This is a genomic window from Stenotrophomonas sp. Steno-Z1 (genome assembly GCF_056393175.1).
In genome coordinates this window covers 298,917-324,821 of sequence record NZ_JBWJPB010000001.1, presented here as the reverse complement: position 1 = coordinate 324,821, position 25,905 = coordinate 298,917, and the positions used below count along the sequence as shown (strand labels likewise).

At 70.5% G+C, this 25,905-nt stretch carries 15 protein-coding genes; 3 read left to right on the top strand and 12 right to left on the bottom strand.

The annotated features are described in order from the left end of the window. Positions 1 to 28: 28 nt before the first annotated feature. The 6 genes from AC06FD_RS01350 to pilG all read right to left on the bottom strand — a co-directional run bounded on the left by AC06FD_RS01350 (position 29) and on the right by pilG (position 11,850). The gene (locus tag AC06FD_RS01350; protein ID WP_478076805.1) at positions 29 to 1,339 is read right to left on the bottom strand and encodes a chemotaxis protein CheB; all 1,311 of its coding nucleotides are present in this window, start codon (positions 1,337 to 1,339) and stop codon (positions 29 to 31) included. Beyond that, positions 1,326 to 8,363: a hybrid sensor histidine kinase/response regulator gene (locus AC06FD_RS01345; protein WP_478076804.1), complete on the bottom strand. Its 7,038-nt coding sequence runs from the start codon at positions 8,361 to 8,363 to the stop codon at positions 1,326 to 1,328. The genes AC06FD_RS01350 and AC06FD_RS01345 overlap by 14 nt, the downstream gene beginning before the upstream one ends. Positions 8,364 to 8,457: 94 nt before the next feature. Further along, positions 8,458 to 10,494, bottom strand: a complete 2,037-nt coding sequence (locus tag AC06FD_RS01340) for a methyl-accepting chemotaxis protein (RefSeq protein WP_259206284.1) — start codon at positions 10,492 to 10,494, stop codon at positions 8,458 to 8,460. Between the two features lie 43 nt (positions 10,495 to 10,537). After that, positions 10,538 to 11,068 carry a chemotaxis protein CheW gene (locus AC06FD_RS01335; protein WP_259206286.1) on the bottom strand — a complete coding sequence of 177 codons (531 nt, stop codon included), beginning with the start codon at positions 11,066 to 11,068 and terminating at the stop codon, positions 10,538 to 10,540. Then, positions 11,068 to 11,430, bottom strand: a complete 363-nt coding sequence (locus tag AC06FD_RS01330) for a response regulator transcription factor (RefSeq protein ID WP_259206287.1) — start codon at positions 11,428 to 11,430, stop codon at positions 11,068 to 11,070. The genes AC06FD_RS01335 and AC06FD_RS01330 overlap by 1 nt, the downstream gene beginning before the upstream one ends. Positions 11,431 to 11,448: 18 nt before the next feature. Beyond that, complete coding sequence (gene pilG / locus AC06FD_RS01325) at positions 11,449 to 11,850, bottom strand: twitching motility response regulator PilG (protein ID WP_017356958.1); 402 nt, start codon at positions 11,848 to 11,850, stop codon at positions 11,449 to 11,451. 250 nt (positions 11,851 to 12,100) lie between these two features. Here pilG and gshB point away from each other — a divergent pair, with 250 nt between their 5' ends. Together gshB and AC06FD_RS01315 are read left to right on the top strand one after the other, a co-directional pair. Next, complete coding sequence (gene gshB, locus AC06FD_RS01320) at positions 12,101 to 13,051, top strand: glutathione synthase (protein ID WP_259206289.1); 951 nt, start codon at positions 12,101 to 12,103, stop codon at positions 13,049 to 13,051. Next, positions 13,048 to 13,935 carry an energy transducer TonB family protein gene (locus AC06FD_RS01315; protein WP_259206290.1) on the top strand — a complete coding sequence of 296 codons (888 nt, stop codon included), beginning with the start codon at positions 13,048 to 13,050 and terminating at the stop codon, positions 13,933 to 13,935. Before gshB ends, AC06FD_RS01315 begins: the two co-directional genes overlap by 4 nt. Before the next feature lie 98 nt (positions 13,936 to 14,033). On the opposite strand, the gene tsaB is transcribed toward AC06FD_RS01315, so the two are convergent. The 4 genes from tsaB to mrcB are packed head-to-tail and all read right to left on the bottom strand — an operon-like array spanning position 14,034 to position 19,839. Next, complete coding sequence (gene tsaB / locus AC06FD_RS01310; RefSeq protein WP_259206292.1) at positions 14,034 to 14,741, bottom strand: tRNA (adenosine(37)-N6)-threonylcarbamoyltransferase complex dimerization subunit type 1 TsaB; 708 nt, start codon at positions 14,739 to 14,741, stop codon at positions 14,034 to 14,036. A 5-nt stretch (positions 14,742 to 14,746) separates the two neighbouring features. Continuing rightward, a complete protein-coding gene (locus tag AC06FD_RS01305; RefSeq protein WP_259206294.1) occupies positions 14,747 to 16,810 on the bottom strand; it encodes a DNA repair helicase YoaA in 2,064 nt (687 codons plus the stop codon). Between the two features lie 37 nt (positions 16,811 to 16,847). Then, positions 16,848 to 17,378, bottom strand: a complete 531-nt coding sequence (locus AC06FD_RS01300) for a tetratricopeptide repeat protein (protein WP_259206295.1) — start codon at positions 17,376 to 17,378, stop codon at positions 16,848 to 16,850. A 22-nt stretch (positions 17,379 to 17,400) separates the two neighbouring features. Beyond that, on the bottom strand, positions 17,401 to 19,839 hold the full coding sequence (gene mrcB, locus AC06FD_RS01295; protein ID WP_259206297.1) for a penicillin-binding protein 1B: 2,439 nt from the start codon (positions 19,837 to 19,839) through the stop codon (positions 17,401 to 17,403). A 104-nt stretch (positions 19,840 to 19,943) separates the two neighbouring features. Here mrcB and AC06FD_RS01290 point away from each other — a divergent pair, with 104 nt between their 5' ends. After that, positions 19,944 to 22,043 (top strand): glycosyltransferase, encoded by a 2,100-nt coding sequence (locus AC06FD_RS01290; RefSeq protein WP_478076803.1) that lies wholly within the window; start codon positions 19,944 to 19,946, stop codon positions 22,041 to 22,043. 4 nt (positions 22,044 to 22,047) lie between these two features. Here AC06FD_RS01290 and AC06FD_RS01285 read toward each other — a convergent pair whose 3' ends face one another. Both AC06FD_RS01285 and AC06FD_RS01280 read right to left on the bottom strand, forming a co-directional pair. Continuing rightward, a complete protein-coding gene (locus AC06FD_RS01285) occupies positions 22,048 to 23,604 on the bottom strand; it encodes a tetratricopeptide repeat protein (RefSeq protein ID WP_478076802.1) in 1,557 nt (518 codons plus the stop codon). Positions 23,605 to 23,633: 29 nt separating this feature from the next. Next, on the bottom strand, positions 23,634 to 25,814 hold the full coding sequence (locus tag AC06FD_RS01280) for a RelA/SpoT family protein (protein ID WP_478076801.1): 2,181 nt from the start codon (positions 25,812 to 25,814) through the stop codon (positions 23,634 to 23,636). Positions 25,815 to 25,905: the final 91 nt, after the last annotated feature.

The following is a 25,905-nucleotide window of genomic DNA, read 5'->3' as shown; positions in this document are numbered from 1 at the left end:
ATTCCTGGAAGTGGTACGGCGCGCGCGATTACTCGCTCACGCCCCAACGTTCGACGATGCTCTGGGCCAGTTGCGGCGGCTCGCCCGCGTCCATTCCGGCGGCGACCACGGCATTGGCGGCGGTGGGGTCATAGCAGCCTTCACCGACCTGCCCGGCCACCCACGCACCGTCGGCGGCAAGCCCCAGCACCGCATCGACCAGGCTGGCATCGGCACCACTGAGCAGCACCACCGCGCTGTGCGCGGCCGGCAGCGCGCCCACCTGGACACCCTGCGCATCGGCCGTGAAGTACAAGCCCTGGTTGCGCACGGCCAGGCCGACGTCGTCCGGCAGGATGTAGGCGTTGCCGGGCTGCACCGGCAGCTCGGCCTCGGCCAGCAGCACCGGCAGCGCAGACACGCGCGCCATCTGCTTGACCAGGTTGCCGTAGCGGCCGCCATCCAGGCGCATGTGCACCAGCACCGGCGTGGCCAGCCCGTCGGGCAGGGCCGCCAGCAGGCGGCGCAGCGCATCGGGACCGCCGATACCGGCCAGTACCAGCACCGCACCCGCGGCGGCACCGTCGGCGGGGCGCTCGGCGTCCAGCTCGACCAGCGACAGCCGTGCCGTGTCGAAATCGGTCGGCGCCGGCGGCGGCTCGCGACCTGCGACGGGGATTGCCGGCGCCGGGGCGGCGGCGTCATCGTCGACCAGCGACCAGCTGCTGTGGTCGCCCAGCGGTACCGGCGGCGCGGCGGCCGGCGCCGGGGTCGGCTCGGCCGGCGCGCTGGGCGCCGGCTGCAACGCCGCCAGCGCTTCTTCCAGCGACATCGGTTCGCTCAGCGTACCTGGCGCCTGGTACAGGCCGTCGGCAGGCACCTCGCCCGCGGCGTCGAACGCCTCGCGGACATGGAATTCCAGCGGCGCGTCGGCATGCAACTGCGCCGGCGTGGTCGGCAGGCCCGGTTCGGGTTGCAGCAGGCCCTCCTGTTCCGACCCCGGCGGCAGCACGTCCAGGTGGCCGTGCAGCTTGGCCACCAGGTGGCGCGCCCAGCGCTGCGCCTCCCAGCCTTCGCGACGGGCGGCCAGTTCGGCCTCGTCGAAGATCAGGGTCAGCGACGGCGAACCCAGCACCGGGTCCAGCCGCTCCAGCGCATCCTCGATCGCCGGCTCCAGCGCGATCAGCACCGCACCCGGCGCCGCATCGCGCAGCACCTGCAGGTCCAGCGCGTTGGGATCCTCCTCCAGCACCAGGGTGGCGCCGGCCTGACCGAGCGCCTCGCGCAGGCGCTCACGGGCCGGACCGACCCGCGCCAGCAGCGCGACGGACAACAGCGAAGGCAGGTCAGTCGCGGACACGGGCGATCCCCAGCAGGTCGTACACGTTTCGCATCAGGTCCAGTTCCTGGTAAGGCTTGCCCAGGTAACGCTGGACACCGATTTCGAAGGCGCGCTGACGGTGCTTGTCGCCACTGCGCGAGGTGATCATCACGATCGGCACGTCCTTGTAGCGCGGATCGGCGCGCATCGCGGTGGCCAGCTCATAGCCATCCATGCGCGGCATTTCGATGTCCAGCAGCATCAGGTCGGGCACGCGTTCTTCCAGGCGCTCCAGCGCTTCGATGCCGTCGCGGGCGACGGTCACTTCGAAGTTGTGGCGCTCCAGGATGCGGCCGGTGACCTTGCGCATGGTCAGCGAGTCGTCGACCACCATCACCACCGGCGCCTCGCGGTCGCTGACCTGGGTGGTCTCGGCGATCGGCTTGTGCGGGTTGGCGATGAAGCGGCGCACCAGCGGGGCCACGTCGAGGATGACCACGACCCGGCCATCACCGGTGATGGTCGCACCGTAGATACCCGGCACCGAGGCGATCTGCAGGCCGACCGGCTTGACCACGATTTCGCGGTTGCCGAGCACCTGGTCGATGGCCACGGCCACGCGCAGGTCGCCGGCGCGAACCAGCAGCAGCGGCACCTGGGCCTGGCCTTCGGCGCGGGCCTGGGCCTGGCCGATGAGCGTGCCCAGATCGTGCAACGCGAACTCTTCGCCGCCGTAGTGGTACCCGCCGTTGGCGGTCTCGAAGCGTTCGCGCGAGATCCGGCCGATACCGCTGACCGAGGCCACCGGCACGGCGAAGGTGGTCTCGCCGATCTGCACGAACACCGCCTGGGTGACCGCCAGCGTCTGCGGCAGGCGCAGGGTGAAGGTGACGCCCTGGCCGCGTACCGAGTGGATGTCCACCGAACCGCCGAGCTGGCGCACTTCGTTGTGGACCACGTCCATGCCCACGCCGCGGCCCGCCAGCTGGCTGACCTGGTCGGCGGTGCTGAACCCGGGCGAGAAGATCATCGCGTCCAGTTCGGCGTCGCCGAGCACCGCATCGGCCTGCACCAGGCCACGCTGTTCGGCACGGCGACGGATCGCCTCGCGGTCCAGCCCGGCGCCGTCGTCGGCCACTTCCAGCACGATTTCCGAGCCTTCGCGGCGCAGGCGGATGGCGATCTCGCCTTCTTCCGGCTTGCCAGCGGCGCGGCGCTGTTCCGGGGTCTCCAGGCCGTGCGCGACCGAGTTGCGCAGCATGTGCTCCAGCGGCGCGACCATGCGGTCGAGCACGTTGCGGTCCAGTTCGCCGTGGGTGCCTTCGAGGATGACGTGGACCTGCTTGCCGGTGTCCTGGCCGGCCTGGCGGACCACGCGGCGCAGGCGCGGCACCAGGCCGTCGAACGGCACCATGCGCGCGCGCATCAGGCCGTCCTGCAGTTCCGAGCTGACCCGCGACTGCTGTTGCAGCAGTACGTCGTACTGGCGCGACAGGTCATCCAGCACGCCCTGCAGGCCGCTCAAGTCGGCCGCCGATTCGTTCAGGGCGCGGCTGAGCTGCTGCAGGGTGGAGAAGCGGTCCAGCTCGAGCGGGTCGAACTTGTGGTCGGCCTGGTCCTGTTCGCGCTGGTAGCGGGCGACGATCTGCGCCTCGGTTTCCAGATCCAGGCGGCGCAGCTGGTCGCGCAGACGCGCATTGGTACGGTCCAGTTCGCCCATGGCGCCGCGGAAGGCACCGAGCTGCTGTTCCAGCCGCGAGCGGTAGATCGCCACTTCACCGGCATGGTTGACCAGGCGGTCGAGCAGGTCGGCGCGCACGCGCACCTGTTCCTGCTGCGGACGGGCCAGGCTGTCCTCGTCGGTGCTGCTTTCCAGCGGAACCGGGGCCGACAGCGGTGCGGCGGCGACGGCACGGTCGACCACCACCGGGGCGGTATCGACGGCGCCCTCGCTGTCATCGACGGCCACGACCGGCTCGACCCGGCCCAGGGTGCGCCGGTCGAATGCAGCGATCAGGTCCTCGGGCATGGCCACGCTGCGGTGCTGGCCGGTGCGGGTGAGCATCTGGTGCAGGCGGTCGAAGCCGCGCTCCAGCAGATGCACGTCGCTGCGGTCGATGTCGGTGCGGTTGGCCGCGACCGCTTCGAGCAACGATTCGATGCCGTGGCCCAGGTCGCCGATCGGGTTGATCCCGGCCATGCGGGCGCCACCCTTGAGGGTGTGCAGGTCACGCTGCAGCCCGGCAATGACCTCGCGGTCGTTGGGGGCCGCACGCAGTTCGCTGATCAGGCCATCGCAATGGTCGAGCAGGTCCTTGCCTTCCTCCACGAAGATGTCGACCAGTTCCTGGTCGAGCACGCTGAAGTCCAGCGCGTCGGCGCCGTCGTCGTCGGCCTCGGCCTCATCGGTGTCGGCGTCGGCCTGGTGGTCGGCGGCGTCCGCGGCGGCCACGGCCAGCGCGTCGGCCCGGTCGTTGGCGGCCGGCAGCGAGGCCAGCGCCGCGCTTTCGGCGGCGGTGGCCAGCGGTGCGTCTTCCAGCTCGAAGAACGGCGCCGGTACCGCGGCGTCCAGGTCGGTGTCGCCCGCGTCCTCGACGAAGGCGTCGGCTTCGCTGCGGTGGTCCTGCGCGGCGTCACCGGCGTCCAGGCCCAGCACGTTGTCGCCGGCATCGTCGGTCTGAAGGGCGTCGACCACGGTCAGGCCGTCATCCAGCGCCTGCTGCTCGTCGACCACGTCGCCGAACGCCGGCGGCGGCGGCAGCGCGTCGTCCAGCGTGTCGGCCTCGCTGTCGGTGTCGAGTTCGACGTCCGCGAAGGACGGCTCGGCGACGAGCGGGGAGGTGTCCAACGCCGGCGTGTCCAGGTCGGCTTGCGCCTCGGACAGCGTCGCCTCCGGCGTGCGCGCGGTTGGCGGGGTCTCCGCCTCGATCACCGGTGCGCCAGCGTCCGCCTCGGCGGCGACCGGGGCGTCGGCACGCGGCGTGGCCGCCGCGTCGAAGAAGCGCGACAGGTCCTCGGCGTCGGTCAGCTCGATGCTTTCCAGGCCCGCCGCTGCGTCCGCCGGCGTCGCGCCGGAGTCGTCATGGGCCGGCTCAAGGTGGATGGCCTCGACGTCCATCGAGGCCAGTTCGATCGCCTCGAAGCGGGCCGGCTCGGCCGGCGCTTCGCTCTCGAACGGCACGGACGGCAGTGCGTTGGCCGGCAGGTCGGCATCGAAATAGGCCGACAGGTCATCGCTGCCGGTCAATTCGCCCACCACCGCTGCGTCGGCGTCACGCGCGTCGAGCGCGATGGAATCCTCGGCCTCGACGGTCGGCAGTTCGATCACCGACAGGTCATCGGCCTCGATGTCAGCCTGCTGCAGCCCGGCATCGGCGCTGCCGTCGAGCAGCGCATCGCTGCCCTGCCCGTCTGCGTGCGCTTCCTCGCCTGCCAGGGTGTCCGCGGCGTCGCGCACGTCGAGCGCGAGGGAATCCTCGGCCTCGACGGTCGCCAGTTCGATCACCGACAGGTCATCGGCCTCGATGTCTGCCTGCTGCAGCCCGGCATCGGCGCTGCCGTCGAGCAGCGCATCGCTGCCCTGCCCGTCTGCGTGCGCTTCCTCGCCTGCCAGGGTGTCCGCGTCGTCCTCGTCCAGCGCCAGGTCATCATCGGCCACCAGCGCCGGCCAGCGCGCCTCGGGCAAGGTGTCGGCCAGTGCATGCAGGCGCGCGGCGAGCGCGGCCTGGACCGGAATGCGCGGCGATTCGGCCTGCAGCGCGTCCATGGTGGCGCTGATCGCCGCGGCGGTCGCCGACAGCGCCTGCACGCCATCGGCGTCGGGGGTGGCATCGGCGGCCAGCGAGCGCTTGATGAAGCTCTCGGCGCCACCGGTGACGGCGGTGATCTCCGGCACGTCGGTCATCGCGAACGCGCCATTCATGGTGTGCACGGCGCGCAGCAGCGCGTCGGTCACCGGCAGTGGCGCCACGCTGGCATCACGCAGCCATGCCTGCAGCGTCGCCTGGTGGGCGTCCACCTCGGCTTCCAGGATCTCGCGCAGCACCTCGTCGATGTTGGCCGGGGTGCCGCTGGCTTCCTCGACGACGGGCGCGTCGACGACCGGCGCCTCGACCACGGTCTCGAGCGTATCCACCGGTGCGGCGACGACGGGCGTCGCGCGCTGCAGCGGCACATGGAAGGTTTCCTCGCCCGCCGCGATGCGGTCGGCGATGGCCTGCATGGCCTGCAGATCGGCGCTGACGCGGCCTTCGCCGCGCAGGGCCGCGTTGAGTTGCGGCAGCACCTCGTAGGCCTGGGTGACCATGGCCACCACCGCCGGCGAGGCCGGACGCGTGCCGTCGAGCACGCGGTTGAGCATGCCCTCGATCTTCCAGCTGAACTCGCCCAGCGTGCGTGCGCCGACCAGCCGGCCACTGCCCTTGAGGGTGTGGAACACGCGGCGGATCGGACGCAGCCGGTCCATGTTGTCCGGCGCGGCGCGCCAGACCGGCAACAGGTTGCCGAGGTTGACCAGTTCTTCGTCGAACTCTTCGATGAAGACCTCGCGGATGTCCTGGTCGATGTTCTCGCCATCGTCCTCGAAGCCCGCCTCGATGCTGCCGGCCACGTCCTGCGCGGCGGCCTCGGCCGCTACCGGCTCGGCTGCGGGCGACACCGACGACTCGGTGCTGAACTGCGCGGCGGCCGCATCGAGCTCGGCGAGGAAGCGGGCCGACTCGTCGTCCAGTTCGATCTTGCCGATCACCGCCGCATGCACCCCGGTGCTGCTGTGGGTGATGATCGGCGCCGCAGCCTGTGCGGTCGTGTCGGTCGTGTCGGTCGTGTCGGTCTGTTCGGTCTGTTCGGTTGCCTCGGCTGCCTCGATGGCGTCGAAGGCGTCGACGCTCTCGGTGGCGTCGGTCGGTTCGTCCGCGATGGCCTCGACGGCCTCGACGGCTTCGACGGCCTCGAGATGCTCGATCTCGATCGCATCAGCGGGTTCGGTCGGTTCGACCGTCCACGCGTCGGCATGCTCGATCCCGATCGATGCCACCGCGTCGTCGGGCTGGGTCGCCAGCACGTCGCCACGGTCGGCCTGGGTCTCGCTGGCCTGGGTCTCGCTGGCCTGGCTCTCGCTGGCCTGGGTCTCGCGGGCCTCGCTGGCCTGCAGGAACGACGGCAGGCGCTGCACACCGAGGGCCGGCATGGCATCGCCCGAAGCGTCCATCACCTGCACCGTCGGGGCGTCATCCACCTGCAGCGAGAGCACGTCGCCGGCATTGTGCAGCGGCGCATCGAAGGTGAATTCGATCGGCTCGTCGCTGATCTCCAGCGCATCATGCTCGGCGGCCACCGGGTCGAAGCCGCCGGCGAATGCGGCCGCTGCGACGGTCGGTTCGGTCAGCGGCTCGGCAGCGGTATCGGCCGGGGCGCCCGTATCGGCGTGGACCGCATCCAATGCGTCAAGCGCCGCATGCATCGGCGGCAGCGCGTCCCAGCGGGTTGCACTGCTGTCTTCGGCGATCACCGGATCGAAATGGCCGAAGGCGCCTGCGCCTTCGTCGCGGTCGGCAGCTTGCGACAGCGTCCACTGGGCGCTTTCCGGCGCGCTCGCGGTGGAGGCGGCGAACACCAGCGAGGAGGCGTCGGCGGCTGCCGGCAGCGGGTCGAAGGTGATGTCCGGCAACGAGGGCGGCACGCTGCCCGGGGCCGGTGCGGCCGGCGTGACCGCGATGTCGACCAGGTCGGCCGACGGCGCTTCCCACGGGGCCAGCTCGATCGCTTCCGGCGCGACCGGCAGCGCTTCGGCGCTGGCATCGGCGGCAGCGGCATGCGCGTCGGGCAGCGGCCAGTAGCGCAGCGTCTCCAGGCTGGTGCGGGTGATGTCGAGGATTTCCTCGCGCCCCGGGCGGCGTTCGCGCAGGGCTTCGAGGTAGTACTCCAGGCTGGCCATGGCATCGGCCAGCGTATCGAGCTGGCGACCGCTGGGCACGCGCTGGCGCCCGATCAGTTCCACCGCGATGTACTGGCGCACGCCCTGCAGGTAGTCGGCCGGGGTGGCCAGGTCGAGCATGCGCAGCGCGCCGGCGACCTCGCCGAGCAGGCGCGGCACTTCCTGCAGCTGCTGGTGGTTCCAGTTGGTTTCGATGAACGCGACGAAATGCTCGCGCGCCGCGGCGAAGTTGGCGATCGCTTCATGCGCCAGTACTTCCACCGTGCGCCGGTTCTCGACCGCACTCGGGTCGTCCTCGCCACTGCCGCCGGCGCCCAGGTGGGCGACCTGGTCGTCCAGCGAGGCGTCCACGTAGAGCAGCGCGCCGGCGATATCCAGCAGCAGGCCTTCATCGATCTGCTGCTGGCCGTCGACCACGCCACGCAGCGCATCGCGCTGCTGCACGACCACGCCACGGGCCACGCCCAGGCCCATCATGCCCAAGGTGTCGGCGACCGCGCCCAGTTCATTGACCTGGGTCTGCAGCTGCACCGGCTCGCCGCCGGTGCGCAGGTGCAGGTCCAGCGCGTCCTTGATCCGCAGCAGTTCTTCCTTGACCGCATTGCCGACCGTGTCGAGCAGCTCGCGGTTGCGCCCGCTCAGGCTGCCGCGCGCATGGTCGAGCTCGGCCTCGGTGGCGCTGACGCTGTCCGGGGCGAAGGCGAACAGCACGCTTTCATTGATGCCCGGTGCGGCGCGCGCCGAGCGGATGTCGTTGAGCAGCGGCAGCAGCACGATCGGGATGTCGCGGTGGCCGTTCTGCAGGCGCTCCAGATAGTCGGGCAGCAACACGCTGCCGCGCATCAGGGTGGCGCAGGCTTCGTCGCGGTCGGGCACCTGGCCGGCGCCGATGGCATTGGCCAGCTGCTCCATCTCCTCGGCCACCATCGCCGGGGCGTACAGCTCCACCATGCGCAAGGTGCCCTGCACCTGGTGCAGGTACCCGGCGCAGAAGCGCATGCGGCTGCCGTCGGCAGGGTCTTCCACGTAGTACTCGACCTCGTTGCGCACCTGGCGCAGGGTCTCGTCCAGCTCCGGCTTGACCCAGCCCAGGGCAGCGTGGCTCATGGCATCGCGCAGCGTGCTCATGCCGAAACTCCCGGCAGGTGGGCGCGCGTGTCGTGCTGTTGCGTCTGGCGATGCATCATCTGCTGATTCCTTCCCTCTCCGCCCTGCCCGCGGCTCACGCCGGCAGCTTGAAGTCGGCAACCGAGCGGCGCAGGTCGGCCGCCAGCTGTGCCAAATGACCGATCGACTCGGCGGTCTGTCCCGCGCCCTGCGAGGTCTGGCCGGTAATCTGACGGATCACGCCCATGGTGCGGGTGATGTCCGACGCGGCCGACGACTGCTGCTGGGCGGCGATCGAGATGTTCTTGATGAGGTTGTTGAGCGCGTTGGACACGCGTTCGATTTCGGTCAGTGCGGTACCGGCGTCCTCGGCCAGGCGTGCGCCGGACACCACCTCGGCGGTGGTCTGCTCCATCGAGCTGACCGCCTCGTTGGTATCGGCCTGAATGGCCTGGACCAGGCCTTCGATGCGTCGGGTGGCGCCGGAGGTACGTTCTGCCAGGCGCTGCACTTCGTCGGCCACCACGGCGAAACCGCGACCGGCCTCACCGGCCGAGGCCGCCTGCACCGCGGCGTTCAACGCCAGGATGTTGGTCTGCTCGGAAATGTCGTTGATCAGTTCCACGATCGAGCCGATTTCCTGCGAGGACTCGCCCAGGCGCTTGATGCGCTTGGAGGTTTCCTGGATCTGGTCGCGGATCTGGTCCATGCCCTGGATGGTCTCGCGGACCACGCCGGCGCCCTCGGCGGCGATCACCACCGAGCGCTGTGCCACGTCGGCCGACTCGGCCGAGTTGCGCGACACCTGCTCGATGCTCGACGCGATTTCGCCGATGCGGTCCGACGCCGAGGTGATCTGGTTGGCCTGGTGGCCGGCCGCTTCGGCCAGCTGCATGGCCGTGGCCTGGGTTTCCTGGGTGGACAGCGCGACCTTGGCCGAGGTGTCGTTGATCGTGGTGACCAGGTGGCGCAGTTCGTCCACGGCGTAGTTGATGGCGTCGGCGATGGCGCCGGTCATGTCCTCGGTCACCGAGGCCTTGACCGTCAGGTCGCCTTCACCCAGCGAGCTGATTTCGTCCAGCAGCCGCATGATGGCCTGCTGGTTGCGGCTGTTGAACTCCACCTGGGTCTGGTAGCGCAGGTCCTGCTCGCGCGAGCGGCTGCGCACGGTGCTGCTGACGAAGCCGATGATGGCGATCAGCGACAGCGCGCCGGAGATCACGCCCAGCCAGAAGTTCGGGAACAGGCGGGTGTCGCGCACCGAACCGAACGAGGAGAAGGCTTCGAACAGCTTCTTGCTGTCGTCCAGCATCTTGGTCGAGCCACCGGTCAGCGCCGCCGCCGAGGACTGCGCGGAGAACAGCTGGCGCGAACTGGCCAGGATGGCGTCGGCGTCCTTTTTCATGGTGTCCCACTGCTTCTGGGACTGCTCCAGCGCGGCCAGGGCACCGGCGTTGCGGACCGGGGCGATGCCCAGCTCCTCGTTGCCGTTGCGCAGCGCGTCCAGCACCTGGGTGAACACCACCGAGTCGCGTGCCAGCGCGTCGCCCGCGGCAGCGGCACTGCCGCCACCGGCGCGCATTTCGGTCACGCGGCGGGCCATCGAGCCCACCACCACGACCTGCTGCAGCGCGTTGTACACCTGCGAGGCCGGCGCACCGCCGGCCGACATCGCGCGCACCACTTCATTGAGCTGTGCCTGCAGTGCCGGCACGCCGTTGACGAAGTTGTTGGCGTTGCCGGCCAGGGCCAGCACCGCCGGCTCGCTGGCCACCAGCTGGGCCGCGCTCTTGCCGAGCGGCTCCCAGGTCTGGCTGAGCTGGTTGAGCGGCCCGGACACGTTGGCTTCGGCGCCGTAGCGGCCCTGCAGGCTGCTCACCGTGCTCTCGATGCGGGTCTTGGTGTCCTTGAACGCGGTGAACGCCTGGGCGTTGCCCGAGACCGCCTCACGGCCCTGGTTGGCCAGCTGCTGTGACAGCACCTGCAGGTCGGCCGCGCCGGTACTGGCGCCGGCCAGGCGACTGCCCTGCCAGGTGGCCACGCCGGTATTGACGCCGAACACGATCATCGACAGGGCCAGCAGGCCCAGCCAGAAATTGGTTCCCACCGACCCGAGCTTGCCGGCCTTGGCGGATTCCGAAGCAGTACTCATCGTTCAACCTCGATCTTCAATGCGGTGAGACAGACCACAGCGCTCAGGCTGCGGCCTGCCTGAATTCGGGAGTACGCGACAACAGCGACAACGAGAACACGCCCCAGTCGTGGCCGTCGCCGTGGAAGGCGCGGTCGATGAAATGGGCGTAGCGGCCGCTGGCGATGTCGCCGGCGACGATGTCCTGCTCCAGCTCGAAGCTGCGCTGGCCGAACAGTTCATCGATGGTCAGGGCGACGTCGCCGCCGGCCTGGCGCATGATCAGCACGCGCTGGCCTTCCTGCTGCACCGTGCGCTCGCCTTCCAGGAAGTACTTCAGGTCGACCACCGGGAACAGGTTGCCGCGCAGGTTGCCCACGCCCAGCAGCCACGGCTGGGCGCCGGGGACCGGGGTGATCGGCGGCATCGGCACGATTTCCACCACCTCGCGGAAATCCGAGACCAGCCGACGCTTGCCCACGCGGTAGCCGACGCCACGCCACAGGTCCTGCGCGAACTGCCGCTCGGGCAGCTGCACCGCATGGGCCAGGCTGCGCCGTTCGTAGGCTTCGAGGATGTCGAAAGGAGAACGCATCAGACCACCAGCTCGTTGATCCGCGCGATCAGTTCCTCCTCGCGCGGCGGTTTGACGATGTAGTCGGCGGCCCCCTGGCGCAGCCCCCACGCCTTGTCGGTCTCCATCGCCTTGGTGCTGACGATTACCACCGGGATGTGCTTGATCGCCGCATCCCGGGCCATCGCGCGGGTGGCCTGGAAACCGCTCATGCCCGGAAGCACGACGTCCATCAGGACCAGCTGCGGCGACTGCTCGCGGACAAGCACCAGCCCGTCCTCGGCGTTGTCCGCTTCGAGAACCTCATGCCCGGCCTTGGTCAACCACTGCGTGAACACCGCACGGTCGGTCGGTGAATCCTCGATCAGAACGATTCGAGCCATTGTGCCTTTCCCCCCTGGTCAGGCGTTTACGTATGTGCGGATGGCACCCAGCAGTTCTTCACGCGTGAAAGGCTTGGTCAGGTACTGCTCCGAGCCCACGATGCGCCCGCGCGCCTTGTCGAACAGGCCGTCCTTGGAGGACAGCATGATCACCGGGGTCGACTTGAACAGCTGGTTTCCCTTGATCAGCGCGCAGGTCTGATACCCGTCCAGACGCGGCATCATGATGTCCACGAAGATGATCTGGGGCTGTTGGTCGGCAATCTTGGCCAACGCCTCGAAACCATCGGTCGCGGTCACCACCTCGCAGCCTTCGCGCTTGAGCAGTGTTTCCGCGGTCCTGCGAATGGTCTTCGAATCATCGATGACCATGACCCTGAGCCCTGCGAGTTCCCCACCCGCAGCCATGTTTTCAGTCATTACCTTTCCCCGAGCGCGCGACGCTTCTGCTTTGGTCCGGCGCCGCTGCGAAAGCGTATCTATATCGCACTTCCGGCGCAGGCTTCAAGCGCCATCACTTCAGCCAAGCCGCAGCCGGGGCGGCGGCGGCGGCAACGGCCGGTTTTGCGCAAACCGGGGCGGTCGCCGGACACTGCGTTGCGCCGGTCCGGGGCAGGCAGGCGGGCGCGGTTGCGGCTACCATCATCGCCCTGCCTGCCAGGTTGCGACCATGCCGTTGAACGTCATCGTGGTGATGGACCCCATCGCCCACATCAAGATTGCCAAGGACACCACCTTCGCCATGCTGCTGGAAGCCCAGCGCCGCGGCCACGCCCTGCACTACGTCAGCCCCGGCGGGCTGGCCCTGCGCGACGGCCAGGCGGTGGCGCGTACGGCGCCGCTGCAGGTCCGCGAGGACAAGGCCGACTGGTTCACCCTGGGCGAATTCAGCCAGACCGTGTTCGGCCCCGGCCAGGTCGTGCTGATGCGCAAGGACCCGCCGGTGGATGCCGAATTCATCTACGACACCCACGTCCTCAGCGTGGCCCAGCAGGCCGGTGCCCTGGTGGTCAACGACCCCCAGGGGCTGCGCGATTTCAACGAGAAGCTGGCCGCCCTGCTGTTCCCGCAGTGCTGTCCGCCGACCCTGGTCAGCCGCCGCAACGCCGACCTGAAGGCCTTCGTGCTCGAACACGGCCAGGCCGTACTCAAGCCGCTGGATGGCATGGGCGGGCGTTCGATCTTCCGCAGCGGCACCGGTGACCCCAACCTCAACGTGATCCTGGAAACCCTGACCGACGGCGAGCGCACGCTGGCCCTGGCGCAGAAGTTCATCCCGGACATCACCGCCGGCGACAAGCGCATCCTGCTGGTGGATGGCGAACCGGTGGACTACTGCCTGGCGCGGATCCCGCAGGGCGACGAATTCCGCGGCAACCTGGCCGCCGGTGGCCGCGGCGAAGGCCGCCCACTGAGCGAGCGCGACCGCTGGATCGCCGCCCAGGTCGGGCCGGAGATGAAGCGCCGCGGCATGCGCTTCGTCGGCCTGGACGTGATCGGCGACTACCTGACCGAGGTCAACGTCACCAGCCCCACCTGCGTGCGTGAGCTGGATGCGCAGTTCGGGCTGAACATCGCCGGCACCCTGTTCGACGCGATCGAGGCCGGCCTGCCGCGATGAATGCGACGGTCGAGCCGCTGCTGCCGCTGCGGGCGCGCGAGTCGCAGCGCCTGGGTGCGACCCTGGCGCTGTCGCTGCTGGTGCATGCGCTGTTGATCCTGGGGGTGGGCTTCGCGGTCAGCGACAAGGCCGCGCTGGTGCCGACCCTGGACGTGATCTTCAGCCAGACCCAGACCCCGCTGACGCCCCGGCAGGCCGATTTCCTGGCCCAGGCCAACCAGCAGGGCGGCGGCGACCACGACAAGGCGCAGCGCCCGCGCGACAACCAGGCCGGGATCGTGCCGCAGCCGCAGGCCGGGCTGTCGCCGGTGCCGCAGCAGCGCCAGGACGCGGCCAGCCCGCCCCCGCCGCAGGCGCGGGTGGTGGCCAGCCGCAACAGCACCGAGCAGGTGGCCACTGCGCAGCCGCAGCCGCTGCCGGAACACCCGCTGCCGGAGGCGCCATTGAATGCGCGCGAGCAGCGCGACGCGGAGATGGCCCGGCTTGCCGCCGAGGTCCACCTGCGCTCGGCGCAGTACGCCAAGCGGCCCAACCGCAAGTTCGTCTCGGCCAGTACCCGCGAGTACGCCTATGCCAACTACCTGCGCGCCTGGGTGGATCGCGCCGAGCGCGTGGGCAACCTCAACTATCCCGACGAGGCGCGCCAGCGCCGCCTGGGTGGTCAGGTGGTGATCACCGTCGGCGTGCGCCGCGACGGCAGCGTGGAAAGCGCGCGTATCCTGCGCAGCAGCGGCACGCCGCTGCTGGATGAGGCCGCGCTGCGCGTGGTGCGCCTGGCCCAGCCGTTCCCGCCCTTGCCCAAGACCGACGACGGCGTGGACATCCTGCAGGTCACCCGGACCTGGGCGTTCCTGCCCGGCGGCACGCTGCGCGACGACCGCTGACCGGCAGCACCACCGGACGGTGCAGCCACGCATGGCGTGGCTCTACCGCTCGCGGCGCCATGCCCCGTGCAGCGACGCCATGCGTGGCTGTGGCTTTCCTAGGACTGCTGCTTCGCCGCCCGCGCCGCCTGCTGCTCGACCAGGGTCAAGGCGACGTTGTCGCGCAGGTACGCCGGCTCCACCCGCTCCGGGGCCATGCCCTCGCCTCGCGCGAACGCCGGCACCGCCAGCGCCAGCACATCCGACGCATGCGGCAATGCCTGTGCGTCCACCCCGTCGAGCTGAGCGGCCAGGCGATCGGCCAGCAGCCCGTCGGCCGCGCCGAAGCCGGTCCCCACGCCGAACCAGCGCGTGCCATCAGGCAACGTCACCGCCTCCGGTGCACACACGGTTTCCTCGCCCTGCAACCGCCACTGCCCGTCCACGCGGACCTGGCGGGCCACGTACACCTCGCCCATGCGCGCATCGATGCTGCTCAGCACGTGGTCGGCGTCGGCCGGGGCGCGCAACGCCAGCACCTGCAGGGTGGAGACCGCCACCAGCGGGCGGTCCAGGGCCAGCGCGATGCCCTGGGCGATCGCGATCGCCAGGCGTACACCGGTGAACGCGCCGGGGCCACGACTGAGCGCCACCGCATCCAGCTGCGAACGCGCCACGCCGGCCTCGGCCAGCAGCGCCTCGGCCCACGGCAGGCTCAGCTCGGCATGCCGGCGCGGGGCGATCTCGAACCGCTCCAGCACCTGCCCATCCACGTGCAGGGCGACGGAACAGGCTTCGGTGGCGGTTTCAAAGGCGAGCAGTTTCATGGCGGTCAGAACAGGGAAGTGGGGAAGTCATCGGGGGCGGCAGAAAGCACGGGCACGGCAGCCGGCGCCGCCGCGGCAACCGGCGCCGGCGGTTCATCGGCAGGCGGCCATTGTGGCGCAAAGAAGCCGCGGACATCGTCCAGCGCGCGGGTGCGCCGGAAAGGTGGCAGCGAGTCCAGGAAGATCCGGCCGTAGCTTCGGCTGAGCAGGCGCGGGTCGCACAGCACCAGCACGCCGCGGTCGGTCTCGCTGCGGATCAACCGCCCCACGCCCTGCTTGAGCGCGATCACCGCCTGCGGCAGTTGTTCATCGCGGAACGGATTGCCGCCGTCGCGGCGGATCGCGTCCAGCCGGGCCTCGAATACCGGGTCGTCCGGCGCGGCGAACGGCAGCTTGTCGATGACCACCACGCTGAGCGCATCGCCGACCACGTCCACGCCTTCGCGGAAACTGGCCGACCCCAACAGCACGCCGTTGCCGGACTCACGGAAGCGCTGCAGCAGCGTCCCGCGCGGGGCCTCGCCCTGCACGAACAGCGGCCAGGGCGCATCGCGCAGCGCCTCGGCGGCCTCGCGCAGCGCGCGGTGCGAGGCGAACAGCAGGAACGCGCGGCCCTGCGAGGCCTCCAGCACCGGCGTCAGCGCGCGGATCAACGCGGTGCCGAATCCGCGCGCGGCCGGGTCAGGCAGGTCGGTGGGCAGGTAGCACAAGGCCTGGGTGGCCCAGTCGAACGGGCTGGGCTGCAGCAGCGTGACCGGATCGTCCAGGCCCAGCCGCTGGGAAATATGTGCAAAGCCGCCGTCCACGGTCAGCGTGGCCGAGGTGAACACCCAGGCCGCCATCGAGCGCTGGCGGTGTTCGCGCAATGGCCCGGACACGTCCATCGGCGTGCGCTGGCAGCGGAAGCCGCGCGGGGTGAGTTCGTACCACAGCACGTCCGCCGCCGGCGGCGCCTGCTCGGGGTCGCTGTCGAAATCCAGCAGGGGCGCGTCATCGCCGAGCCAGCGCGACAACCGCGACACCGCTTCCATCGCGCGCGCATGGCAGGCATCCAGCCCCGGCGAGGCCTCGCGCACGCCGTTGAGCGCATCGCGCAGGGTCACCAGCGCGCTCATTGCCGCATCGAAGCCATCGCGCACCTGCGGCACCGCCAGCGCGCGCCACTGGGTACCGCGCGGGGGCAGCCCGTCCATGCCGGTGCGCAGGTCGCGCAGGACCTGCTCCAGCGTCGCCGCCGGGCCCTGCAGGGCCGCCTGCGCGCCGGCCACGCTGCGGCTTTCGGCCAGGCAGTCGCGGGCCAGTTCCTGCCACGGGCGCATGCCGAAGCCTTCGCCGAAGAAGTTGGCGGCCAGCTCGGGCAACTGGTGCGCCTCGTCGATCACGAACGCCTGCGCGCCCGGCAGGATTTCGCCGAAGCCCTCCTGCTTGAGCGCCAGGTCGGCCAGCAGCAGGTGGTGGTTGACCACCACCACGTCGGCGGCCTGCGCGCGCTGCCGCGCCTGCACCACGAAGCAGTCGTTCCAGAACGGGCACTCGGTACCCAGGCAGTTGTCGACCGTGGAGGTCACCATCGGGTACAGCGGCGAGTCCTCGGGCAGCGCCTCCAGCTCGGCCATGTCGCCGAAACGGCTGCGCCCGGACCAGGCCAGGATGCGCTGGAACTGCGCCACCTGTTCGGGCGAACTGAAGCGCGGCTCGCCCCGCGCCTGCTGCAGCCGATAACGGCACAGGTAGTTGGACCGGCCCTTCAGCAGCGCGCTGCTGTGGCCGACCCCGAGCGCGGCACGCACGCGTGGCAGGTCGCGATGGTAGAGCTGGTCCTGCAGCGCGCGGGTGCCGGTGGAGATGATCGTCTTCAATCCCGACAACAATGCCGGCACCAGGTAGGCGTAGGTCTTGCCGGTGCCGGTGCCGGCCTCGGCGAGCAGCACGTCGCGCTGGTCGAAGGCCTCGGCGATGGCCGCGGTCAGGCGCAGCTGGGCCGGTCGTGCGACGAAGGCATCCAGCTGGCTGGCGAGCGTACCGCCCTCGCTGAGGGCGTCGCGGCTGGCATGGGCAAGGCGGGACATGGACGGAGGTCAATGCCGGCCAACGGCCGGCATGAGGTCAATACCGCTTGATCCCCGGCACCGTGCAGCCTTCCAGCTGCGCGTGCGCGGACACCGCGTTTTCCTTTTCGCCGCGGGCCAGTCGCGACTGCTCGATGGTGGCCCAGTGGCGGCGGCACAGCGGGCCGGTCCTGGAGCCCAGCTCCACGGCCTTGCGCGCCAGCGTTTCAGCGCGCGCCCAATCGCCCTGCAGCAGCGCGATCTCGGCGCGCTCCTGCAGGATCGACGGATCGCCGTCGGACACCAGCAGCGCCTGGTTCAGCGCCTCGGCGGCACCGGCCAGGTCGTTGGCCTGGCGCTTGGCCTGTGCGGTCATGCGCAGGTCTTCGATCTCGGCGTCGCGCAGTGGCTGCACGGCCAGTTCCTTGGCATCCGAGCCGGCGGCGACGGCCTCCACCGCGGCCATGCGCTGGGCCGGCGTGGTGGTGTCCACCGGCGCCTTCACTGGCGCGGCCGGGGTGACACAGGCCGCGAGGGACAGGCTCAGGGCGAGCACGGCGGTGGAACGGATCAGGGTTCGGGTGGTCATGCGGGCCGGCCTCGTTCCGGAATCATCGCGCGGGGGGAGTCGATGCAGCCGCCGGGGCCGGCTCGGCGGCCGGCTCGGGCTTCTTGTCCAGGCCGAACCAGCTGCGCCAGCCGCCGCCTTCGCTGCCAGCTTCGCCGCCCTCGCCTTCGGGCAGGGCGGCCGGCGGTGCGCAGGCGGCGAAGGCCGGCGCGTAACCGACCACGAACGGGAAGCGGCGCGCGCCGGGACACGCCTCGTCGGTGGAGGCGGTGCCGCTGGCCTCCACGTACTGCCAGTCCAGGCCCTTGTTGTTGACCTTCAGCGGCGCGCTCGGCAGGCGCTGGAAGATGCTCGACCAGACCCGCATCGAACCGGTGGCGCCATACAGCCCGGCCTGCTCGTTCTGGTCGTTGCCCATCCAGATCACCGCCAGGTGGTCACCGGTGTAGCCGGCATACCAGCTGTCACGCCCATCGTTGGTGGTACCGGTCTTGCCGGCCGGCTGCAGGCGGCCGAGGCCGTCGGCGTTCAGGCGCTGCGCGGTGCCGCTGGCCACCACCTGCTGCAGGCCGATGCTGATCAGGTTGGCGGCGATCGAGTCGCCTTCCTGCGCCGGCGCCGGGCTCTTGTCGTAGCGCTTCATGAGCTTGCCCTGCGGATCGAGCACGCCGCGCACCGCATGCAGCGGCTGGATCTCGCCGCCGGAGGCCAGGAACTGGTACAGCTGGGCCATCGCATACGGGCTCTGGTCGGTCGAGCCGAGGATCACCGCCGGATTCGGGTCGGCTTTGATCCCGGCCAGCACGTGGATGAGCTGGGTCACCCGCTCCGGGCCCACCTGCATGCCCACCCGGACCGTGGCCTGGTTGTAGGAATGGGCCAGCGCATCGATCAACCGCACCGTGCCATGGCTGCGGTTGTCGGCGTTGCCGGGCGACCAGTTGCGGCCGCGCCCCAGCTGCACCGTCACCGGCGAATCGTCCACCCAGGTGGCCAGCGAGTAGCGATCCGGCTGGGCCAGCGCCAGCAGGTACACGAACGGCTTGAGCAGCGAGCCGACCGGGCGCTGGGCCTCGATGGCGCGGTTGAAGCCCGGCTCGGCCACGTCGCGGCTGCCGACCACGGCGAGCACGTCGCCGTTGTGCACATCGGTGAGCACCATCCCGGCCTGCAGCTCGGGCCGCTTCTTGCTCTCCAGCGACTTGATCGTCTTGGTGACCGCGCCTTCGGCATAGGCCTGCGCCGACGGTGCCATGCCGGTCATCACGCTCAGGCCGGCCCCCTGCAGCACCGATTCGGGGTAGTCATGGCCGAGCTGGCGACGCACCAGGTCCACGTAGGCCGGGAAGCGATTGGCCGCGATCAGGCCCGGGGTCTTGGGCACGCCCAGCGGCGCCTTCAGCGCGCGCTGGTACTCGGCGTCGTCGATCAGCTGGCTCTCGTGCAGCTTGCCCAGCACGAAGTTGCGACGGTCCAGCGCGCGCTCGGGATTGCGCCGCGGGTCGTAGTAGGACGGGCCCTTGACCAGGCCGATCAGCAGCGCCACGTGCTCGGTATTGAGCGAGGACAGATCGCGCCCGAACCAGAACTCGGCGCCGGAGGACATGCCGTGGATGGCCTGGCTGCCACGCTGGCCCAGGTACACCTGGTTGAGGTACGCCTCCAGGATGGTGCGCTTGTCGTAGCGCGCCTCCATGATCAGCGCGTACAGCACCTCGTTGAACTTGCGGGTGACCGTCTGTTCCTTGCCGATGCCGAGCAGGCCGCTGCGGGCCAGCTGCTGGGTGAGCGTGGAGGCACCCTGGCGGCTCTGGCCGCCGGAACGCACGGTCACCCAGATCGCGCGGGCGATGCCGCTCAGGTCGATGCCGTGGTGGCGGTTGAAGTCCTTGTCCTCCACCGCCTGCAGGCCGGTGACCAGCAGCTCGGGGGTCTCCTCGATGCGCACCAGCCGCCGTTCTTCCTGCTTCTGGCCGTACAGCGTGGCGATGCGCGCCGGATCCAGGCGCGTGGCCTTGAGCGCCTTGCGGCTGTCGGCATCGCGCAGCGAGGCGATCTGGCCACCGGACAGGCTCAGTTCGACCCGACGCGGGGCGATCCGGCCATCGACGTCGTTGTAGCCGCGGCTGGAAATGACGAAGCGGCCACCGTCCTGGCTGAAGGTGCCGGCCGACTTGCCGATGGCGTCATCACGATAGGCGGCGGCGGCCAGCTCGGTCTTCAACGTGGCCGCGTCCATCGCCACCCCCGGTGCCAGCGCCAGCGGTCGCGCGTACACCCGGGTGGGGATCTGCCAGCGCAGCTCGCCGAAGCGCTGGGTGACCTGTTTGTTCAGGTAGACGGTATAGGGGATCAGGAAACCCAGTGCCAGCGCGACTGCCGCCATGCCCCAGGTAATCAACCGTCGCCGCCACAGCGGGCCACGGCTTTCGGTGTCGTCTTCGAACTCGTCGATGTCGTCGGAATCGTAGCGTCGGGGCACGGGGATGCGAGAATGGGAGATTATGAATTCCGGCGAGTCTAACGCAGCCACCGCAAGCGGCGCGTTCTCACGGGTTCCCCCGCTTAAGCTGGAGTTGCAACGGGATGTCGATGTCCTTGGCCGATGCACGCTACTTCCTGAACCGAATGGTCGGTCTGTTCCACCGCAGCCTGGCCAGCCTGCGTACCCGCGGCTGGCGCGCCACCTGGCAGCGCATCCGCGTGCATACCCAGACCCTGCCGCCGCCGCGCCGCGCGCCGCTGTACCTGCCTGCCGCCGAACCCTTCGCCCCGTTCACGCTGCCGGCCAGTGCCGCGCCGGTGGTGAGCATCGTCATCCCGGTCTACAACCAGGCCGCGCACACCTTGGCCTGCCTGCGGGCGCTGGCCGCGCACCCGCCGCAGGTGCCCTGCGAAATCCTGGTGGTGGACGACGGCAGCAGCGACCAGACCGCCACGTGGATGCCCCAGGTCCAGGGGCTGAGCTATGTCGTGCGCGAGCGCAACGGCGGCTTCATCGAGGCCTGCAATGACGGCGTCGCGCGCGCGCTGGGCCGTTACGTCGTGCTGCTCAACAACGACACCGTGCCCCAGCCCGGCTGGCTGGATGCGCTGCTGGCCACCTTCACCGCCGTGCCCCGGGTCGGCCTGGTCGGCGCCCAGCTGCTGTATCCGGACGGGCGCCTGCAGGAAGCCGGCGGCGTGGTCTTCCAGGATGGCAGCGGCTGGAGCTACGGCCGCTTCGAATCGGCCGAAGACCCGCGCTACAGCGCCCTGCGCGATGCCGACTACTGCTCCGGTGCGGCGCTGATGATCCCGCGCGCGCTGTGGGACGCGCTGGGCGGCTTCGACACCCGCTACCGCCCGGCCTACTACGAAGACACCGACCTGGCCTTCGCGGTGCGCGCCGCCGGCTATCGCGTGCTGGTGCAACCGGCCAGCCGCGTGGTGCACGACGAAGGCACCAGCAACGGCACCGATACCAGCAGCGGGGTCAAGGCCTACCAAGTCCGCAACCAGGGCGTGTTCGCCGACAAATGGGCGCAGGCGCTGCGTGCGCAGCCGCCCGTGGGCAGCGTCCCCTCGCCCGCCCTGCTGCACCGCCACCAGCGCCAGGTGCTGATCCTGGACGAGGCGGTGCCACAACCGGACCGCGATTCCGGCTCGCTGCGCCAGTACAACCTGATCCGCATGCTGGTCGACGGCGGTGCCCACGTGGTGTTCGTGCCGACCCGGCGCGAACACGCCGGCGCGGCCACCGAGGCGCTGCAGCAGCTGGGCGTGGAGGTCTGGCATGCGCCGTTCCTGCAGGGCATCGGCCCGTGGCTGCGCGAGCATGGCCCGCGCTTTGCGGTGGTGATGATGGTGCGCCACCACGTGGCCAGTGAATGCCTGCCGCTGCTGCGCAGCTACGCCCCGCAGGCGCGCACGGTGTTCGACACGGTCGACCTGCACTACCTGCGCGAACGACGCGGCGCCGAACTGGCCGGCAACGCCGGGCTGCTGCGCGATGCCGAACGCACCCGCGCGCGCGAGCTGGCGGTGATGGCCGCCACCGATGTGACCGTGCTGGTCAGCGCGGCCGAGCGCGAGCAATTGCGGATCGACGCCCCCGGGGTGACCGTCGAACTCATCTCCAACCTGCATGAAGTGGCCGCGGGCGGCGAAGACTGGGCCCACCGCCACGACCTGGTGTTCGTCGGCGGCTTCCGCCACCCGCCGAACGTGGACGCCATGCAGTGGTTCATCGGCGAGGTGTTCGCACGCATCCGCGCGCAGTTGCCCGAGGTCCGCTTCCACTGCATCGGCGCGGACGTGCCCGATGCGCTGCGCGCGTTGGCCGCCACCCAGCCGGGGGTGGAGATCCACGGGTTCGTACCGGTGGTGACGCCCTACATGGACCAGGTCCGCATCGCGGTGGCCCCGCTGCGCTTCGGCGCCGGGGTCAAGGGCAAGGTCAACCTGAGCATGGCCCACGGGCAGCCGGTGGTCGCCACCACCTGCGCCGTGGAAGGCATGCACCTGCAGGACGGCCAGGACGTGCTGGTGGCCGACGACGCGGAGGCATTCGCCGCCGCCGTGGTGCGCCTGTACCAGGACCCGGTGCTGTGGCAACAGCTGTCCAGCGCCGGGCGGCGCAACGTGGCCGACCACTTCTCGCTGGATGCCGCGCGCGACACCGTACAGCGGGTGTTCCTGGGCTGAGGCCTCAGCCCGGGCCGCCTGCGTTGCGCAGGCGCTGCTCGAAATCGCCCAGTTCGGCCAGGTCCGGTTGCCAGTGCCGCGCCTGCTGCAGGGCCTGCTGGGCGAACGCCAGGTCGCCCGCGCCCAGCCGCTCACTGCCGATCGCCAGCCAACGCTGGGCCAGGCGCCGGCGCGCCGCCGGCAAGGTCATGTCACCCGGAGCCAGGGTCTGCCAGGCATCCAGGCAGGCGCCGGCCGCCTGGACCCGGTTCTCACGCAGCCGGTCTTCGAAACAGCGGCGGCTCGCCGGCAGCAGGCGCTGGGCGGCGGCGCGCACGCGCGGATCGTAGGCGGCCAACGCCTGTGCTTCGCGCAGCGCATCGTAGGCGCTGCGGCCGGGCGGCGACAGGAACTGGCCGCGCGCCTCGGCCTCGACGATGCGGGTCAGCAACCCGCGCAGGCGCCGCTCGCGCTGCGCGCGCGGCGCACCGGGCGCCTGCAGTGCCTGCTCGGCCTGGCGCGACTGGACCACGGCCTGCCGCGCCGTGGCCAGCGCGCGCTCGGAGGCGCCCAGGTCCTGCGCCGTGGCCAGCGCCTGTTCGGCCGGCGCGAAACGGAAATCGCCTGCCAGGCGCACGGCATTGGCCAACTGCGCGTCAATCACCCGCTGCAGCCCCTGGCGCGCGACCGTATCGTCGGGCACCGCCGCCAGCACCGCCTGGAAATCGGCGGCGGCACTGTCCCAGCGTTGCCTGCGCAGCGCCTGGTTGGCCTGCTGCAGGCGTTTTTCCAACGCGTTGTTGAGCGCTTCCTGGGTGGCGGGCAGGTCCACGTGCCCCGGGTCGTAGCGACGCGCGCTGTCCAGCAACGCCGCCGCGCCCGCCAGCTCGCCTGCCTGGCAGGCAACACGCGCCTGCTGCAGCAGATCGGACAAGGCATCCTCGCGCCCTTCCAGCGCACGCAGTTGGTTGGGCGCCACCGCCAGCACCTGCTGGAACAACGGCAGTGCGCTGTCCGGCCCAGCATCCAGGCGCTGCGCCTGCAACGCCGCTTCGGCCCGGCCCAGCAGTACCGCCACACCGGCGTGGGCGTTGCCTCGCTGGCGCAGCTGCTGGGCCACCTGTTCGGCCTCGCGCTGCGGCACCTGCAGGTCGCGCGCCAGCGCCAGTCGCGCGCGGGCAGCGTCCAGGTCGCCGGCGGCCAACGCATCGCGCGCCTGTTGCAGGGCCGCCTGCGCGGTGCGTGCCAGGCCGGTGCGCGCCTCGCTGCGGTCGCCGTCCAGCGCCAACGCGGCCTGGTAGGACTCGCGCGCGCCGCTGCCGTCGGCCACGCTCAGCCGACCGGCGGCCAGCGCGCGGTCGCCCTGGTCGAGCAGCTGTTCGATCTGCGGTTCGTTCCAGAACCAGTTGGCCAGCGGCGCACGCAGCAGGACCAGCGCCAGGAACAGCAGCACCGCCATCGGCAGCACCCAACGCCACACATGCCGGGCATGCCGCGCCTGCAGCCACCACCAGCGGCCCTCGCGGCGCACCCGGCGCAACGCGGCGTGCGCGGCATCCTCGTGGTCTGGGGGGCGACTCATTCCTTGAGCCTAGCGTGCGTCACGTGAGGTCAGCCTAGACGTCGCGCTTCGCTCACCCCGGGCAAGGCATCGAGCTTGCCCAGCAGCGTGGAAAGCTGGCCGTAGTCGCTGACCTTCAGGCGCAGTCGCAGGTGCGCGCGGCCACTGTTGCGCACGTTGTCGCTGTGGATATCCAGCACGTAGGCATCTTCCTGCGCGATCAGGTTGGTGATGTCCTTGAGCAGCCAGCGTCGGTCCACCGCATCGACCACGACGTCCACTTCGTAGCCACCGCCGGCCTGGCCCCACTCCACCGGCAGGATCCGCTGCGGGCTGGTCGCCTGCAGCCGCGCCAGCGCAGCGCAGTCGGTGCGATGCACGGTGACCCCGCGGGTCCGGGTGAGGTAGCCGACGATCGGTTCGCCGGCCACCGGCTGGCAGCATCGCGCCAGCTGCACCAGCAGATTGCCCACGCCCTGCACGGTGAACTTGGACATGCCCAGGCTGTCGCGGCGCGCGGTCGGCCGCGGCAACGCCGGCGCCGCCGGCTGGGTGGCCGCGCGTTCGGCTTCGAGCAGCGCGCGGCTGACCTGGTTGGGCCCGGTGTCGCCGAGCGCCACCTGGATGTACAGGTCATCGACGCTGTCGGCATGGAACTTCTTCGCCGCGATGCCCAGGTCGGCATGCTGCAGGCCCAGCCGCTTCAGTTCGCGGTCAAGCAGGTCGCGCCCGGCCTGCACGTTGCGCGCGCGGTCGAGTTTGTGGAACCAGCCACGCACCTTCTCGCGCGAGCGGTTGCTGGCCAGAAAGCCGTTGGAGGCCAGCAGCCAGTCGCGACGGGGGTCGGCCTCCTTGCCGGTCAGGATCTCCACGCGGTCGCCGCTGCGCAGCCGGTAGGTCAACGGCACGATGCGCCCGTTGACCTTCGCGCCGCGGCAGCGATGCCCGACCATCGTGTGCACGTGGTAGGCGAAATCCAGCGGCGTGGCCCCCTGCGGCAGGTCCATCACCTCGTCCTTGGGACTGAGCGCGTAGACGCGGTCTTCGGTCAGCTCGGCATCCAGTGCGCCGGCCAGTTCGCCAGCCGCGCCGTCCTGGGAATGCTCCAGCAACTGGCGCATCCAGGTGATCTTGCGGTCGAAGGCCTTTTCCGCGCCCTTGCTGCCTTCCTTGTAGCGCCAGTGCGCGGCCACGCCGAGCTCGGCCTGGGCGTGCATGTCATGGCTGCGGATCTGCACTTCGATGGTGCGCCCTTCCGGGCCGATCACCGCGGTGTGCAGCGAGCGGTAGTCGTTGGCCTTGGGCCGGGCGATGTAATCGTCGAACTCGCTGGGCACCGGTGCCCACAGCGAATGCACCACCCCGAGTGCGGCGTAGCAGGCGGCCACGTCCTGCACCATCACCCGCACCGCGCGGATGTCGTAAAGCTGCTCGAAGGCCAGCTTCTTCTTCTGCATCTTCCGCCAGATGCTGTAGATGTGCTTCGGGCGGCCGCTGACCTCGGCACTGATACCCTGCGCGAGCAGTTCGCGCGAGAGCGCCTTCTTGACTGTCTCCACGTAGCGCTCGCGCGCCAGCCGGGTTTCATCCACCTCGCGCGCGATGCGCCGGTAGGTCTCCGGTTCCAGGTGGCGGAAGGCCAGGTCTTCCAGTTCCCACTTCAACTGCCAGATGCCCAACCGGTTGGCCAGCGGGGCATGGATGTCGCGGGTGAGCTGGGCCAGCGCGCGGCGTTCTTCCTCGGGCAGGCGGTCGGCGCCGCGCATGCGCGCCAACTGGCGCGCCAGCAGGACCGGCACCACCCGCAGGTCCTGGATGATCGACAGCAGCAGCCGGCGCAGGCCTTCGCTGTTGCGCCCGGCATCGCGGCCGGCATGCAGCGCCCAGACCTGGTCGGCGGCATCCTGGCCTTCCAGCAACCCGGCCACGGCCGGTTTCAACGCGCCGAGCGGCAACCCGTCCAGCCCCGCGCGCAGCCACGGCAGGTCGAACAGCACCGCCGCCAGCAGCGCGCTTTCGTCGGCCGACAACAGGGCCAGCGCATCCAGCGTGTCGGCCAGCACCGACCAACTGCTGCGCATCTGCGGATCGGCCTCGGGCAGCTGCCAGCGCAGCAGCAGCGCCTCGCGCAGCGCGGGCGGCAGCGACGCGGCCGAGGGTCGGTTCAACAAGGCATCCAGGCCGGGGACAGAAGCGCGGTTCACAGCATCATGCAGGCAAGACAGAGGCATCTACACTAGCGCCGCGACCGCGTCCGGACAATCAAAACCATCGCACCGGCACGCATCAGCTCATGCCTGCTGCGCGCGCCACGTCGCCAAT